General features: G+C 74.4%; 7 protein-coding genes. 2 read left to right on the forward strand and 5 right to left on the reverse strand.

From position 1 onward, the window contains the following. Window positions 1–77: 77 nt before the first annotated feature. The 4 genes from ACSNOG_RS19275 to ACSNOG_RS19290 all read right to left on the reverse strand — a co-directional run bounded on the left by ACSNOG_RS19275 (window position 78) and on the right by ACSNOG_RS19290 (window position 13,358). A complete protein-coding gene (locus ACSNOG_RS19275) occupies window positions 78–4,634 on the reverse strand; it encodes a beta-ketoacyl synthase N-terminal-like domain-containing protein (protein WP_436753918.1) in 4,557 nt (1,518 codons plus the stop codon). 56 nt (window positions 4,635–4,690) lie between these two features. Next, a complete protein-coding gene (locus ACSNOG_RS19280; RefSeq protein WP_436753899.1) occupies window positions 4,691–11,545 on the reverse strand; it encodes an SDR family oxidoreductase in 6,855 nt (2,284 codons plus the stop codon). A 272-nt stretch (window positions 11,546–11,817) separates the two neighbouring features. Beyond that, window positions 11,818–12,438: a CAP domain-containing protein gene (locus ACSNOG_RS19285; RefSeq protein ID WP_436753900.1), complete on the reverse strand. Its 621-nt coding sequence runs from the start codon at window positions 12,436–12,438 to the stop codon at window positions 11,818–11,820. Between the two features lie 53 nt (window positions 12,439–12,491). Further along, on the reverse strand, window positions 12,492–13,358 hold the full coding sequence (locus ACSNOG_RS19290; RefSeq protein WP_436753901.1) for a class I SAM-dependent methyltransferase: 867 nt from the start codon (window positions 13,356–13,358) through the stop codon (window positions 12,492–12,494). 263 nt (window positions 13,359–13,621) lie between these two features. On the opposite strand from ACSNOG_RS19290, the gene ACSNOG_RS19295 reads away from it, so the two are divergent. After that, window positions 13,622–13,963, forward strand: coding sequence for a hypothetical protein (locus tag ACSNOG_RS19295; protein WP_436753902.1), 342 nt, complete (start codon window positions 13,622–13,624; stop codon window positions 13,961–13,963). 34 nt (window positions 13,964–13,997) lie between these two features. On the opposite strand, the gene ACSNOG_RS19300 is transcribed toward ACSNOG_RS19295, so the two are convergent. Then, a complete protein-coding gene (locus ACSNOG_RS19300; protein WP_436753903.1) occupies window positions 13,998–14,441 on the reverse strand; it encodes a cupin domain-containing protein in 444 nt (147 codons plus the stop codon). Window positions 14,442–14,584: 143 nt separating this feature from the next. On the opposite strand from ACSNOG_RS19300, the gene ACSNOG_RS19305 reads away from it, so the two are divergent. After that, complete coding sequence (locus tag ACSNOG_RS19305; RefSeq protein WP_436753904.1) at window positions 14,585–15,436, forward strand: LysR family transcriptional regulator; 852 nt, start codon at window positions 14,585–14,587, stop codon at window positions 15,434–15,436. Window positions 15,437–15,520 lie beyond the last annotated feature (84 nt).

Consider the following 15,520-nt stretch of genomic DNA (forward strand, 5'->3'; position numbering starts at 1 on the left):
CGTCACTCCCCTCCCGGGGACCGCGCGCTCGCCGGTCCCCGGGAGGGGAGTGACGGCCGCGGGCGTGGGGGTGGTGGTCATGAGGCACTCTCCTCGTGGTGCTGCCGGTGGGTGTCCTCGGTCCAGGCGACGACGTAGCGGCGGGGTCGCAGTCCCGCCGGGTTGCCGACTTCGGCGAGGGACAGGGAGTGGGTGCGGCCGGAGGGCGTGCGGACCGTCATCCGGTCTCCGTCCGCGGTGGTGACGCGGAAGTCGCGGGGTCTGCCGCGCAGACCGGTGCCTTCGGCCTTGGCCGCGGCCTCCTTGGCCGCCCAGAAGCGGACGAGGGCGCGCGCACCGCCACCGAGGCGGTCGTACAGCGGCAGTTCCTCGGGGGCCAGGACCGCGTCGCGGGTGGCCTCCGGCCGCTCGGTGATCTCCTCGATGTCGATGCCGGCGGGCGCGGCGCCCGCGGGGCGGGCCAGGGCGACCGCGGCTTCCGCGCAGTGGGCGAGGGACAGGTCCAGGGGCGGCAGTTCCCGGCCGTGCACCCCTTCCGGGCAGGGCCGGCCGGTGGCGTCGTTGCGCACCCGGATCTCGGCGGGGAAGACGGGGCCCGCGCCGTGCTGCCACAGGTGGTGGCGTACGGCGTCCTTGGCGGCGATCCGGCCGAGCAGCCACTGCGGTCTGCCGCGCGCCGGGCGGGCCGCGTAGGCGTCCCGTTCGGCGCCGCCCAGCAGGTTGCGCATCATCAGCTCGCGGGAGGCCGGGTCGGGCCAGTACTCGAAGACCAGGTGCCAGCCGCCGGGCTGGATCCGGGCGAGGGCGCTGTTCTCGGGCCTGCGCCGGATGGCGTCGGTGGCGTGCGGTGAGTCGAACCGGCGGTCCTCCCATCCGGTGATCTCGCACCAGACGGTTCCGCGGTGGCTGAGCTGGACGTCGGCCGCCAGCCGGGTCTCGGTGAGGGCGGTGATGCGGACGTGACAGTCGAGACGCTCCCCGGCCGCGGGCTCCGGGCCGTGGAAGCGGATCTCGCGGATGCCGACCGGCAGCACGACGTTGCGGTCGGGGCGGGTGGCCATCAGCCAGTAGCCGAGGAGCTGTCCGGCGTTGTCGAGGAGCGCGCCGGGTGCGGGCGGTGCGGTGATGACGCCCCGGACGTGGCGTGCGCCGAGCGCGGTGACCGCGGTGACGCCCTGGAAGAGCGGGCCGTGGAACATCCAGCGTTCGTCGTACATCCGCCGTGCCGAGACGGTGGGCGCTTCTTCACCGTCCGGGACCGGCCAGCGGGCGGGCGGTGCCGGGTGGCGGGGTGCGGTTTCGGTCTCGGCGCGCGCGTAGCGGCCGAATTCCACGGTGTGGTGGCCCGGCCGTCCGGGGACGCCCCGGACCGCGGTGGTCACGTCGACGGCGGGCTCGGCGACCAGCCAGGCGAGGAAGCGGGCGTCGCGGACGGCGACCGTGACACCGTTGCCGGGTGCGGCCGCCGCTTCCGCCATGTGCCGGATCATGGTCGTCGCGGGGACGACGGGCCAGCGGTCGCCGATGTCGGGCCAGTCCGGCCGCTGGCGGTAGAAGCAGTGGTCGGTGAGGTACGGCATGGTGTCGAGGGCCACCCGGAGCGTGGTGGTCCGTACGGGATCCGCCGCGTGGTCCGGCATCGCCGGGCCGGGGACGACCCTGGCGGCCGGGACCGCCTCCGGGCCCTCCGGAGCCGCCGGAGCCGTGCGGAAGGCGGGGCCTCCGGTCGCGTCTCCGAACGCCGGACGGGCTGTCGGTGCGGCCGGGCCGGGGGTGGAGTGCGCCGCGAAGAGGGCCGCGGCCGTGTCGGCCGTCTCGGTCAGCAGGGCGCGCAGCTGGGCCGCCTCCGGGAACCGCCGGGCGGCATCGTGGAGCTGATGACCGACGCCGGGTGTCCCCCCGCCGGCGAGCGCGTCGCGCATCTCCGTGCGGAGCCGGTCCCGGGCGGCGGGTTCGAGGCGGACCGGTCCGGCGTCCAGGCCGAGCCGTACGCCCGGTCGGGCCGGTGCCGCGGGCGGTGGCGGGACGCTGCTGGTGGAGCGGCCGCCTCCGGGAGCCAGGGCGGTGAAGTCGGGTTCCGCCCCGTAGGCCCACAGCCCGGCGACCGCGCGGCGCAGTCGGCCCAGGCCGTCGCCGTCGGTGCTGCCGGCCGTGACCGCCAGGTGCTCGTGGCCGGCGAGGATGTCGTCGACGAGGGCGGGCAGCTGGCCCTGGCCCGCCTGGACGAAGGCCCGGAACCCGGCCGCGTGGAGGGATTCGACGAGGCCGCGGAACCGGACCGGCTCCAGGAGGTGACGCACGGCCAGCTCACGGGCCTCCGTCTCCCGCTCCGGGAACGGCGCGCAGGTGGTGCCCGACCAGACCGGCACGGAGGGACGGTGCAGGGTGAAGCGCCGCATGGCCTCCCGGATCGGCCCGAGGTAAGGCGCCAGCATGGGCGTGTGGAAGCCGGACGCGAAGGGCAGCGGGCGGCCGAGCACGCCCTCGCGGCGCAGCCGTTCCGTGACCTTCTCCACCTGGGCCGCGGGGCCGCAGGCCACGGACTGGTGCGGGGCGTTGTCGTGGGAGAGGACCACGTCACCGATCCCCGCGAGGGCCGCCTCCACCTGCTCGGCGGGCGCTCCGAAGGTCACGAAGACCAGGTCGGGGACCCGCAGTGCCAGGGGGTCGAAGTCCCTCAGGAAGGCGTCCACTTCCTTGTCGGCGAAGATCCCGCCGACGGCCATGGCGGTCCACTCCCCCACGCTGTGCCCGGCGAGGGCGTCGGGGGCGATACCGGAGCGGCGCAGCGCGGTGGCCAGGAGCCGGCCGGCGTCGACGACGGCGGCGCCGTGTTCGGCCACGGCGCCGACGCGGGCCTGCTGCCAGGTGGGCCGGGGCAGTCCGAAGTGGCGGGCGATGTCCTCGCCCTGGGGGGCGAACCCGGCCTCCAGGCCGGGGAAGAGGAAGGCGGTGCGGCCTCCGCCGGCGGGTCCGAGGAGGGGCCCGGGGGCGAACCACACCTCGCGGCGGCCGCCCCAGGCCCGGCCGCGGGCCGCCACCTTCCGGGCCAGTGCGAGGCGTTCGGCCGCGGGCCCGGCCACGGCCAGGCGGGCGCTTCCGGATCCGGCGCTTCCGGTCCCGGTGCTTCGGGATCCGGTGCTTCCGGCCCAGGTGACCGCCGTGGCGCGCAGATGGGCGTCGTCGGTGTCGAGCAGGGTACGCAGCGCTTCGGGAGTGTCGGCCGCGATCCGCAGGAGCGGTTCGGGCTCGTCGACGCGCAGTGCCGTGGGAGCAGAGCGCTTCTTGCCTGCCGCGGGGGCGAATTCCTCCAGGACGACGTGGGCGTTGATCCCGCCGAAGCCGAAGGCGTTCACCCCGGCCCGGCGCACCTCCGCCTCCCAGGGGCGGGCCACCGGGGACGGGCGGAAACGGGTGGCGAGCAGCCCGGGGTGGGGGTCCTCGCAGTGGAGGGTGGGCAGCAGCACCTGGTGGTGGAGGGCGAGAGCGGCCTTGACCAGGCTCGCGGCGCCCGCCGCCGGCATGGTGTGGCCGATCATCGACTTGACCGAGCCGATCACCGCGTCCGGTGCGCGCGGGGTGCCGAAGACCCGGCTCAGTGTGGTGATTTCGGCCGCGTCACCGTTGGGGGTGCCCGTGCCGTGGGCTTCCAGCAGGCCGATCGCGCCGGGGGCGGCGGGGTCCACGCCGGCCGCCTGCCAGGCGAGCCGGACCGCCCGGGTCTGACCGTCGGGGTCCGGGTTCACCAGGGCGGCGGCGCGGCCGTCGCCGGCCACTCCGGTGCCCCGGACCACCGCGTACACCCGGTCGCCGTCGCGCACGGCGTCGGCGAGCCGTTTGAGGACGAGCACCGCGGTGCCCTCGCCCATCAGCACACCGTCCGCGTCACGGTGGAAGGGGCGGATCCGCTGGGTCGGGGAGAGGGCCCCGAGCCGGGCGAACACCGACCACAGGGTCACGTCGTGGCAGTGGTGCACGCCTCCGGCGAGCATCACGTCGCAGCGTCCGGCGGTCAGCTCGCCCACGGCCTGGCCGACCGCCAGGAGGGAGGAGGCGCAGGCCGCGTCGACGGTGTAGGCGGGGCCGCGCAGGTCGAGCCGGTTGGCGATGCGCGAGGCGGCGAAGTTGGGGACCAGTCCGATGACGGCATCGGGGCTGTCGGGTCCCAGGGCCTCCTCGAAGGCGGTACGGACCCGGGCCAGTCGCTCGTCGCCGAGCTCGGGCAGCAGTTCCCGCAGGGTACGGGTCAGCTGGCCGGCGGTGCGGACGCGTTGGTCGAGGCGCGCCAGTCCGGGCGTGAGGTAGCCGCCCCGGCCGAGCACCACTCCGACCCGTGCGGGATCCACCGTGGAGAGGCCGCCCGCGTCGGTGATCGCGGCGGCGGCCGTACGCAGGGCGATCAGCTGGTCGGGCTCGGTGGCCCGGACGGAGTCCGGCATGATGCCGAAGGCGGCGGGGTCGAAGCCGGTGAGCCGGTCGTCTACGAAGCCGCCGCGCCGGCAGTAGATGGCACCGGAGCGGTACTCCTCCTCGTCCCAGCGCCCCGGCGGCACCTCGGAGACGGCGTCCACGCCGGTGAGGAGGTTGTGCCAGTAGCGGTCCAGATCGTCCGCGCCCGGCAGTGTGACCGCCATGCCGGTGACGGCCACCGGTTCCTGCGCGCGGCTCCCGGAAGTGCCGTGGTCCACCGTCACCACCCCGGAGCGGCGTAGACGACCTCGCACGTGTCGTCGTCGCCCCAGGTCAGTTCGCGCAGCAGGGCGAGTGTCCCCTCCCTGGGGTCGATCAGGCCGATGCCGCGCCGGGCGTACTCCCGGGCGAGCTCCGGGCCGACCATCCCGCCGTGCGTGTCGTCCGGGGCCCACGGCCCCCAGTGGACGGTCAGCGCCCGCGCGCCCGTGGAGTGGTGCCACGCTCTGCCGAGCCCGGCGAGGCCGTCGTTGGCGGCGGCGTAGTCCGCCTGGCCCCGGTTGCCGTACACGGCCGCGACGGAGCCGAACAGCACCGTGAAGCGGGGTGGGGCGGGGAGCCGGCGCAGGGCGGCGAAGAGAGTGCGGGCACTGTCCGCCTTCGTCTCGTGGACGCGGGTGAAGGACGCCGGGTCCTTGTCCGCGACGAGCCTGTCCTCGATGACTCCGGCGGCGTGCACCAGGCCGTCGACGCGTCCGTAGCGGGCGTGGGTCTCCTTGACCGCCTGCTCGACGGCTTCCGCGTCCCGCAGGTCGACGGAACGGTATCCGCACTCGCCGCCGACTGCGCGGATCGCGGCGAGGGTCGCCTCGATCTCGCGGCGGGCCAGGACCAGGCCGGCTTGCCGGTCGATCTCCGCGGGGCGGAGCCCGCCGCGCTCGGCGAGTGCGGACCGCAGCGCGGCGCGCCCGGCGACGCCCGCGAGCCCGGCCGGCTCGGGGGCGTCGGACAGGGGGGTCCGGCCGAGCAGTTCGACCCGGCAGCGGGCGGCCGCCGCGAGGGCCACGGCGCAGCGCGCGGCGATGCCGCGCGCCCCTCCCGCGAACAGCAGGACGGACTCCGGCCCGAGCCCGAGGGCCGCGGCCGCCCGTTCCGCCGTGGACTCGTCGTCCGTCAGCAGCGGGCCCAGCGGGGCCTCCTGCGGCTCGACGCCGAGCCGTCGGCCGTCCTCGGTGCGGACCACGACGGGTTCGCGGTCGGGCGCGAGGAGTTCCCCGATGACCGCGTCTGCTGCGTTGTCGGCGCTCCATCCATCGGGGACGGACAGCAGGCGGGACGTGGTCTGCGGGTACTCGCGTGCGGTGGTGCGCAGGAAGCCGCCCATCCCGTCGGCGATGGCATCGCTCCGGCCGTCGCCTTCGGTCGGCCGGACGCACAGCAGGTGGCGCGGGCCGCGCCGGAGCAGGTCCTTCAGGAGGGGGAAGGCGTCCGGCAGCACGGGCCCGGCCAGCAGGATCACCGCGTCCAGCGGCCCGGCCGGGGCCGCGGACGTACCGTCGGCGTGGGTGGCGTGCGCTCCGTGCTCCCGGAGCCGGGCGAGGAGGGACGGGGCGCTGCGGTCGCTCCCGCCGAGCACGAGGACGTGCCTGTCCCGTAGGGCCGGGGATCCGTCCGGTGGCGAAGCGTCGTCCAGGACCACGCTCCGCAGGACGTACCTCCGGGGAGCGACTCCGGTCGACTCGGTGGCCGCGGTGTCGTCCGGCTCCTGCTCCGGGCGCGACGTGAGGGTCTCTTCTTCTGCCGGGCCACCTGTGTGCGCGTCCATCCACTCCACGATCGACGCCGCGGTCCGTGCCCGGGTCAGGGTCTCCAGGTCCGCGTCGTCCGGGATCCGCGCCCCTGATCCTCCCAGCCGTTTGACCAGTTCGCCGGCGATCTCCGTCCGCTTGATCGAGTCCACGCTGAGGTCGGCTTCGAGGTCGAGCTGCGGGTCGAGCATCTCCACGGGGTAGCCGGTCCGTTCGCTGATGACCGACAGCACCGTGCGCAACAGGTCGGGCTCGTCGGCTTCCGCGGGGAGCGGCGTGGCAGCCGCCCCGGCCACCGCCGGAACAGTGGCCGCCGGAACGGTGGCCGTTTCCGCCGCCGGCGCGGGGGCCTGCGGCGGGATGCCCGCCGACCCGCCGAAGTACGTCATCAGGACGTCCCGCTGCGCCGCGATCAGCTCACGGCTGCCGCGCAGGAAGTCCTGGAGCAGGACCGACCGGTCCACCCCGCCGGCCCCGTTCGCGCCGTCACCAACCGGTGCCGGTGCCAGCGGTGCGATCCGCTGGGCGGGCCGCATTCCTCCGGGGAGCAGCTCGCCGTCCGCGGTGCGGACCAGGTGCCCGTCGACGATCCAGCCGGGGCGCTTCGGCGTCCGCCCGGGCTCGGCCACCACCGCGTCCCGGCCCGCGAACAGCGCTTCCGCGTCGACGTGGACGCCGCCCGAGACCGCCAGCCGGGCCAGCGCCTCCAGGTGGCCGCGCAGCCCCGCCTCGGGGTGCGGCTCGAAGGGGACGGCCAGGTACGGCCGGTCGCCGAGGGTGGCGCGCACCAGGCCGGTCAGTACGGTGCCCGGGCCCGCTTCGACGAAGATCCGCGCTCCGGCCGCGTACATCGCCTCGATCTGCTCGGCGAAGCGCACCGGCGCCGTGATCTGCCCCGCGAGGAGGGCTCGCAGTTCCGTGGTGTCCGCCGGGTAGCGGGTCGCCGTCAGCCCGGACCACACCGGGATCTCCGGTGCCCGCAAGGGGCGGGAGGCGAGCGCCTCGGCGAAGGTCTCCGCCGCGCCGGCCATCATCGGACTGTGGAAGGCGCACGCCACGTCGAGCGGCTGCACGCCGAAGCCGGCGTCCTGCAGGGCCGCCACTCCTCGGCGCACAGCCTGGCTCGGCCCCGCGACCGTCGTCTGGGACGGGGAGTTGTGGCCCGCGACCACCACGTGGCCTGCGAGCCCCGCCCCGGCCAGCACGGCTTCCACAGCGGTCGCCCCCGCCGTGACGGCGGCCATGGCGCCCGGATCGTCTCCGGCGGCGTTCAGCATCGTCTCCGCGCGCAGCTCGCTCAGCTCCGGCAGGTCCGCGGCGGGGAACGCGTCGGCCACGCACAGCGCCACGAGCTCCCCGTAGGAGTGACCGGCCACCATGTCGGGGCGGACTCCGAGCTTCGACAACACGTCATGGGCGGCCAGGCCGGCGGCGCCCAGGGCGGGCTGGGCCCGTCGGGTGTCGGCGAGCCGGGCGCGCTGCGCGTCGCGGGCGGCCGGGTCGAACGCGGCCGGCGGGAACATCGCGTCGACCGGGGCCCGGCGCAGGTGCTCGTGCGTCTCCGGGAAGGCGGTGAACAGGTCCGCCAGCATGCCGGGCCGCTGGCTGCCCTGGCCCGGGAAGAGGAATGCCAGCTTGCCGGGCTCGCCGTCGACCGTGCCGGGCTCGTGCCCGGCGGTGGCGGCGTGGCCGTTCCGCGCGGCACCGGCCGTGAAGACGCCCGGCGCCGCGCGGCCTTCCCGTGCGGCCCGCAGCAGGCCGGGCAGTTCGGCCAGGCCGGCTGCGACCACGGCGGCGGTGACCGGCCCGGCGGCCGGGTCCGCGGCCCGCCGTGCCGCTGTACGTGCCAGGTCGCGGAGCCGCCACGGCCGCCAGCGGGCCGCGCGGTATGTGTCCGCGTCCGCCTCGGCCAGTCGCAGCAGGTCCTCGATCGCCGCCTCGCCGCGGAACAGGAACAGCTCGGCGGGCCAGGCATCGGCGGCTCGGCGCGGCGGCGCTTCGTCGTCGCGTCCTTGCAGCACCACGTGGAAGTTGGTGCCGCCGAAGCCGAAGGCGCTCACGCCGCCCACCCGTTCCGCGGACGGCGCGGCCCAGGGCAGGGCCCGTCGGTGGAAGACGAACGGGCTGCTCTCCGGCCGCCACGCAGGGTTGGGCTGCCGGACGTGGAGGGTCGGCGGGCGCACCCCGGCGTACAGCGCCAGCGCCGTCTTGATCACACCGGCGAGGCCGGCGGCGCACTTGGTGTGGCCGATCTGCGACTTCACCGAACCGATCACGCACCCGCCCGGCGCGGCCCCGGACTCCTGGAACACCTCGGTGAGCACGTCGAGTTCGGTGCGGTCGCCGACGACCGTGCCGGTGCCGTGCGCCTCGACCAGGCCGACCCGGGCCGGTGAGATCCGGGCCTGCGCGTAGGCCCGCTCCAGCGCCGCGCGTTGCCCCTCCGGTCGCGGCGCGGTCAGGCCGCGGGAGCGTCCGTCGCTGGAGGAACCGACGCCCTTGACGACGGCGTAGACCCGGTCGCCGTCGCGCTGCGCGTCGGCCAGCCGTTTGAGCACCACGCAGGCGATGCCTTCGCCCAGGGCGATGCCGTCCGCCTCGGCGTCGAAGGTCTTGCAGCGGCCGGTCGGGGACAGCGCGTGCACGGACGAGAAGAGGAGGTAGTCGTTGATGCCGTTGTGCAGATCGGCGCCACCGCACAGGACGAGGTCCGCCGCGCCCGTCGTCAGCTCCTTGCAGGCGATGTCGACGGCGGCCAGCGAGGAGGCGCAGGCGGCGTCGACGGTGTAGTTGGACCCGCCGAGGTCCAAGCGGTTGGCGATCCGGCCGGAGATGACGTTGGCGAGCATTCCGGGGAAGGAGTCCTCGGTGAGGGCGGGCAGCTGGCCCGCCAGGTCCTCCGGGAGCGGTCCGCCGAGATAGGACGGCAGGACGGTGCGCAGGGTGGTCGCGTTGGACATGTCGCTGCCCGCCTCGGCCCCGAAGATCACGGCGGTGCGTGCCCGCGGGAAGTCGCGCTGCTCGTAGCCTGCGTCGGCGAGGGCGCGCCGGGCCGCCTCCAGGGCGAGCAGCTGCACGGGGTCGACGGAGGCGAGCGAGGACGGCGGAATGCCGTAGCGCAGGGGGTCGAAGGGGATCCCGGGCAGGAAGCCGCCCCAGCGGGAGGCCGAGGTGTCGCCCGCGGGCGCTTCCGGGCCGTAGTGGAGGGCCGGATCCCAGCGGTCCTCGGGCACTTCGGTCACCGCGTCCGTACCGCCGAGCACGTGGGCCCAGAAGTCGGGCAGGTCGGGGGCTCCGGGGAACATGCCGGCCATGCCGATGATCGCGACGTCGAGCGGCGGCGGCGCGGGAGCCGGGGTCGTACGGGCCGTCGACGCGGATGGTGCCTCGCCGGTCAGGTCCGCGGCGCGCCGTTCGTAGAAGGCTGCCGCCCGGTCCGTCACGGCGTGGTGCAGGTCGGCCACGGTCGTGGTGGCGTCGCGAAGCACCGCGACCTCGCCGGCCATGAACATGCCCTCGTCGACCTGCCGTTCCTCTCCCACTTCGCGGAGGTCGCCGTCGACGCGCTCGACACCCTTGGCGGCGATGCGCAGCCGTCCCAGGTTGAGCCGTTCCAGCCGCTCCCAGGCGTCTCGTCCCTGGACGCCTTGCCGGCGCAGGTCCTCCTGACGCCTCCGGTAGGTGGCGGTGAACGGGCTCGGTACGCAACGGGTGACGTGGCCGGGCGCGGTGTCCAGCAGGACGGTGTTCTGCGCGGAAAGCACCGTGTGCTGGAAGGCCGGCCGGACGGCTCCGCACTCCACCGCCTCGCGGGTGAAGAGGTACGCGGTGCCCATCAGGACGCCGACCGCGGCGCCGCGTTGTGTGAGCCCGGTGGACAGGGCAGCGACCATGGCCGCCGAGCGCTCGTCGTGGATCCCGCCGGCGAAGAGCACCTCGACAGCCGGCGGCTCGTCACGCTCCCGCCCGTCACGGTCGCGGCCGTGATCAGGGCCGTCCAGGAAGCGTTCCAGAACGGCCAGTTGTGCCTCCCACAGCGGGAAGGAGTTGCTGGGCCCGACGTGGCCGCCGCACTCGGCGCCTTCGAAGACGAAGCGCCGGGCTCCGGCGTCGAGGAACTGTCCGAGCAGCCCCGGCGCCGGCACCTGCAGGAAGGTGCGGACGCCGTGGGCTTCCAGCGCTGCCGCCTGCGTGGGGCGACCGCCGGCGAGGACGGCATGGGTGGGCCGGAGGTCGCGTACGGCTTCGAGCTGGGCGCGGCGCACGTCTTCCGGCGCGAAGCCCAGGATGCCGACACCCCAGGGCCGCCCGCCGAGTACGGCCCGGGTCTCCTCCAGGAGTGATCTGGTCCGCTCGGGGCCCGAAAGGGCCAGGGCGAGGAACGGCAGGCCGCCGCCCTCCGCGACGGCCGAGGCGAAGCGCGCCTGGTCGCTGACGCGTGTCATCGGGCCCTGGGCAACGGGGAGTTCGGTGCCGAACGAGCGGCTCATGGCGGACCCGGGGCGCAGCGCCTCGGGCGCGCTGGCGTTGCGGAGCGCCCGGTCGATGCCCTCGCGCACGGACCGTACCGCGGCGCCCACCGTGCGGTGGTCACCGGCGAAACGGCCGGCGAGGAAGGCGTCCTGTCCGAGGGGGACGGGACGGTCGCGCAGTTCGGCGGGGAGGCCCGGTCGGTTGCGGTCCAGCAGGCGCCGCCCGTCGGCGAGGACCGTGCCGGTACCGTCCGCTGTGCGCAGCAGGCGGGCGAGCGCGGGCGGAGTGGCTGCTTCCTCCAGGAGAGCGAGCTGAACGTCGAGTACGACACCGGCGGCGCCCGCGAGGACGGCCGCCGCAGCGGTGTTCGGCCCGACGCCGCCGCACGCCCAGACGGGAACGCCCGACTCCGGGTCGGCAAGCAACTGTTGCAGCAGGACGAAGGTGGACAGCTCGCCGGCCGGGCCACCGCACTCACTGCCGCGCGCGACGATGCCGGACGCCCCCGCCCGTACCGCTGCGCGGGCCTCGGCCCGGGAGCGGGCTTCGGCCAGGACGGTGACGCCTCGGCTCCGGTCCACGGGGCGGCTGACGCCGGGGGCGAACAGGATGGTGTGCGGCCCCGGCGCGTGCCGGTCGTGAAGGTCGTCCGGATGAAGCGAGCAGTCTTCCGCGATGCGTACGCCGAAGTCGCCGCCGGTCCAACGGCGGGCCAAGGAGAGGGCTTCGCGGGCTTGCCGGTCCCCGCTGCCGAGGTCCAGGATGCCGAGCCCGCCGGCTCTGCGGACGGCCGCGACGAGTCGCGGGTCGGCCTCCCCGAAAGGACTGACACCTATGACGGTCGTCTGCACCACGAAGGCGGTCTCCCCACCAGGGACTCTGGAATCTCGACGATGCCCGAGGAGCCGGACGCAAGGACGGTCACTCCCGTCTCCGCAGCCGATACGCGCCTCGGTAGCAAACTTCCGGATCACCCTTTCAGCCCACAACCGGAAGGACAAGTCCAGTTGCACGGCGCACAGTTGTATGCATGGGAACCCTGTCAGCGCCCGCGCATCATATTCCGCTTGACAACCAACCTCAATACTTCACCCGCGGACCAGTGCGCTCGGCCCGGGCACTGCCGTCAGGCGCCCCCGCACGACGGCGGACGGGTGACCAGCTTGCGGTGCTTGCCGACGAGGACCACGTCCCAGTACCGGTTCTCGTAGCCCACGCCGACGGCCACCGTCTGCGGGTTCATCAGCTCCTTGGAGAACCCGTTGTCCGGGGCCGGGTCGGTGGCCATGTCGGCGAAGTAGCCGTCGTGGTCGTAGCCGTGGAAGAGGAACTCGAGGATGTGGGACGAGAACACGTTCGCGTCGCTCAGCCGGGCGCGCAGGTCCCGTCCGTCGCTCCCGACCTGGCTGAGGCGACCGGTCCGGGCCATGTCGCGGGCGTGGCGGCGTGCCGCGTCGGAGACGGGGTTCGAGATCAGCAGGGGGGCCAGCCGCCGGTTCGCCCGTTCCTTGTTCACCTCGCACACGATCCGGTCCACGTCCGGGTAGTACGCCTGCCGCCCGGCCCCGGGCACGCCCCTGCCGGCGGCCGTCGGGCCGGGCGGCAGCGGGGCGGACGGCGCGGCGTGCACCGGCGAAGGCGGCACGGCGGCGAACAGGAGGGCGGCGGCCAGGGCAGCGGCCGCAGCGGGAGCGGTGACGGCGACGCGGCGCGCGCGGCGGTCGTTGTTCTTCTTCGATGTGGTCATGCCTGTCACAACGCCTGCCCTGGTGCAGGGTTTCGCCCCGGTGCGGCCTGGTGTCAGGGAATGTCCAGCCGGATGAGTGCCGGCAGCAACATCGTGCGCACGAGCGGGAGAGCCTGCGCGGCGGATACGGGCCGGGCGAGGGCGCGCGGCCCGACGGCGTACGGACCGATGCTCCGCACCGTGATCCCGCTCCGTCGGGGGAAGGACTCGGCACGGGTGAGCTGCCGGGCGAACGGGCCGGGGGTGCCGTGCAGGGTGGGGAAGCGGAACGTGCCGCCACGGCTCAGGACGCGCCCGGCCAGGAAGGCTGCGGCGCGGGGAAGCGTGTCGTAAAGCATCACACTGCGTGGGAAGCGGTGGGTGCAGAGGCGGACGAGGGCGGCGGCCTGGGCGGGTTTCAGGTACATCAACAACCCCTGGGCCACGATGAGCACGGGTGGTTCGGCGACGGGATGGCCGGTCCACCGGGGGTCGGTGACGGAGCAGGCGATGGTGTGCTGTCGCGGTCCATGGGGCAGGAGCGCCCGGCGCAGCTCGATCACTTCGGGCTGGTCGACCGAGAGCCAGCGGGCCGTGCCGTTGTCCACGCGCCAGAACTGCGTCTCCATTCCCTCCCCGAGAGTGATCACCGTCGCCGCGGGGTGGCGTTGCAGGAAGTCGATCGTGGCGGTGTCATACATCCGGGCCCGTAGCGCGAGGTACTGCTCGGCGAGCGCGCTCGGCGGACCGAAGCGCGTGGCGAGGGCCCGGCCGTAGCGGGCGGCCAGCTCGACTGCCATGGGGTCCGCAAGCAGCGGCGGGGTGCGGGTGGCGGCCGCTGCCCGGTGGTACAGCGTCCACAGCGACGTCTGCGCGACGGCTCCCAGAGCGTGCAGGGCCGGATGCTGCGGGGGGTCGTGTTCCCCTTCATGTGACCACATTGGTAGGGGCTACCCGCAACTTCCGCCGAGCGATCGGTGGGTCGGCCCTGCGAGGGAACCGGCGAATGTATGGGCGGGGACGTGCGGCCGAACAGGCCGTTGGGTTTCGTTCTCTTCCGGCTGCCGCTCACTCAGCCACCAAACTGACAAACTATCAATTTCGTCACTCCTTTCACGTTAACGCTGATGCTCCGTTGAGCAGAGTGGTCCGCGAGGAGGCGCACGAGTCCCGCGTCGCGCCCCTGTTACGGAGGGAAACGGTCATGACGTCAGCCACTCGCTTCATCTTCACCCGCCGGCACCTGGCGCTCACCGCCGGTGCGGCCGCTCTGGCCGCTTCCGGCGGGGTGTGGTTCGCCGCGTCGTCCGCCTCCGCCCAGGCGGAGCTCAAGCCGGACATCGTCACCGCCACCGCCAGCAAGCACAACACCGCCCAGGCCACCGCCGTCTGCCCGGCCGGCAAGCACGCCACGGGCGGTGGCTGGCAGAGCAACGGGGACGGGAAGGACAGCTACCCCGCCCCCGACGGCCGCGGCTGGACCGCCGTCGCCGCGGGCCCGTACACCATCAACCTCACCGTCTACGCCATCTGCCAGGCAGACTGACACCGGCCGGGGGGCCGTCTCCCCCGCCGGGCCTCTAGGTGAAGTCGGTGGCGGGCTCGGTGGCGTAGCGGCTCATCGCGTCGGTGTTCGCCTGCGGGGTCAGCGCCCGGCCGTCGGCCATCATGCCCTGCAGGTCCCGGAAGTACTGCACGTACAGGTCCGGCGTGAGAATGCTGAGCATGACGGCCGGCTGGTCGGTCACGTTGCCGAAGGTGTGCGGGGCTCCGGGCGGGACCATCACGAACGTGCCCGCTTCGGCGTCGTACTCCTTCTCTCCGACGGTGAACCGCACCATGCCGGAGAGAACGTAGAAACCCTCGTCGTGCTGAGCGTGGCGGTGCTGCGGCGGCCCGGGCGTATGCGGCGCGAGGACCGACTCGGCGAGCCCCAGACGGTGCCCGGTGTTGCTGCCGTCTTCGAGAACGCGCATACGCGTGGTGCCCAGGACGATGGTCTCGCCCTCGCCCGGGCGAACCATGGATACGACGGGCCCGGCGATCGGCTCACTTGTCTTCGGTTCTTCAGTCGGTTCTTCAGCCATGCCCCGATTCCACCGCCGGGGCGCGGCGACTGTCCAAGGCCTGTCCCGTCACGCCGATACCGCGCGGGTATCGTCGCAGCATGGAGCTACGCACCCTGCGCTATTTCGTGGCGGTCGCCGAGGAGCTCCACTTCGGCCGGGCGGCCACCCGGCTGCACATGAGCCAGCCGCCGCTGAGCCGGGCGATCAGACGGCTGGAGACCGAGCTCGGCGCCGCGCTGTTCGACCGGTCCCCCGCGGGTGTCGCGCTCACCCCGGCCGGAGCAGTGCTGCTCGATGAGGCACGGGCCCTGCTCGACCAGGCCGACCGGGCCCGGCTGCGCGTGGCGGCGACGGCCGGTGCCACGGCCATCGGCGTCGGCGTCCTGGGCGACGGCGCGGATCCCGGCGCGACCCGGCTGGCCGCCGCGTACCGCCGGGCGCACCCGCACGTCGAGGTCCGGATCCGCGAGACCGGACTGGCCGACCCCACCTGCGGGCTGCACGCCGGGCTGGTCGACATCGCCCTGACCCGCGCACCGTTCGACGAGACCGGCCTGACCGTGCAGGAGCTGCGCACCGACCCGGTGGGAGCACTGCTGCGTGCCGACGACCCGCTGGCCCGTCGCGAGAGTCTGCAACTGGCCGATCTGGCCGACCGCCGCTGGTTCCGCTTCCCCGAGGACACCGACCCGCTCTGGCAGTCGTACTGGAGCGGTGGGGAGCGGCGCGAGGGCCCGGTGGTGCGTGCCGTCCAGGAATGCCGGCAAGCCGTCCTCTGGAACGGCACGGTCGGCATGACTCCGCTGAGCCACGAGCCGGCCCGAGGACTCACCGTGGTACCGCTGACCGACATGCCACCGAGCCGCGTGGTCGTGGCGTGGAACAAGGGCGACGCCAACCCACTGGTGCACTCGTTCGCCCGCATCGCGACCACCGCCTATCGCCGCTGAGCACCCCCGATACCCCCACGGAGTACGACGGGCACCCCGTGCGTGAGCCCGCAGCCCGGCCGGGACATGGGGAAATGGGGAAAA

Origin of the sequence: Streptomyces sp. URMC 124 (assembly GCF_051386455.1) — a bacterium.
Classification (GTDB): Bacteria; Actinomycetota; Actinomycetes; order Streptomycetales; family Streptomycetaceae; genus Streptomyces.

Bases quoted from the DNA above. Each gene is read 5' to 3' on its own strand.
- ACSNOG_RS19300 (WP_436753903.1), bottom strand. From the start codon at position 14,441: ATGGTTCGCCCGGGCGAGGGCGAGACCATCGTCCTGGGCACCACGCGT.
- ACSNOG_RS19275 (WP_436753918.1), bottom strand. From the start codon at position 4,634: ATGGCGGTCACACTGCCGGGCGCGGACGATCTGGACCGCTACTGGCAC.
- ACSNOG_RS19295 (WP_436753902.1), top strand. From the start codon at position 13,622: ATGACGTCAGCCACTCGCTTCATCTTCACCCGCCGGCACCTGGCGCTC.
- ACSNOG_RS19290 (WP_436753901.1), bottom strand. From the start codon at position 13,358: ATGTGGTCACATGAAGGGGAACACGACCCCCCGCAGCATCCGGCCCTG.
- ACSNOG_RS19305 (WP_436753904.1), top strand. From the start codon at position 14,585: ATGGAGCTACGCACCCTGCGCTATTTCGTGGCGGTCGCCGAGGAGCTC.
- ACSNOG_RS19285 (WP_436753900.1), bottom strand. From the start codon at position 12,438: ATGACCACATCGAAGAAGAACAACGACCGCCGCGCGCGCCGCGTCGCC.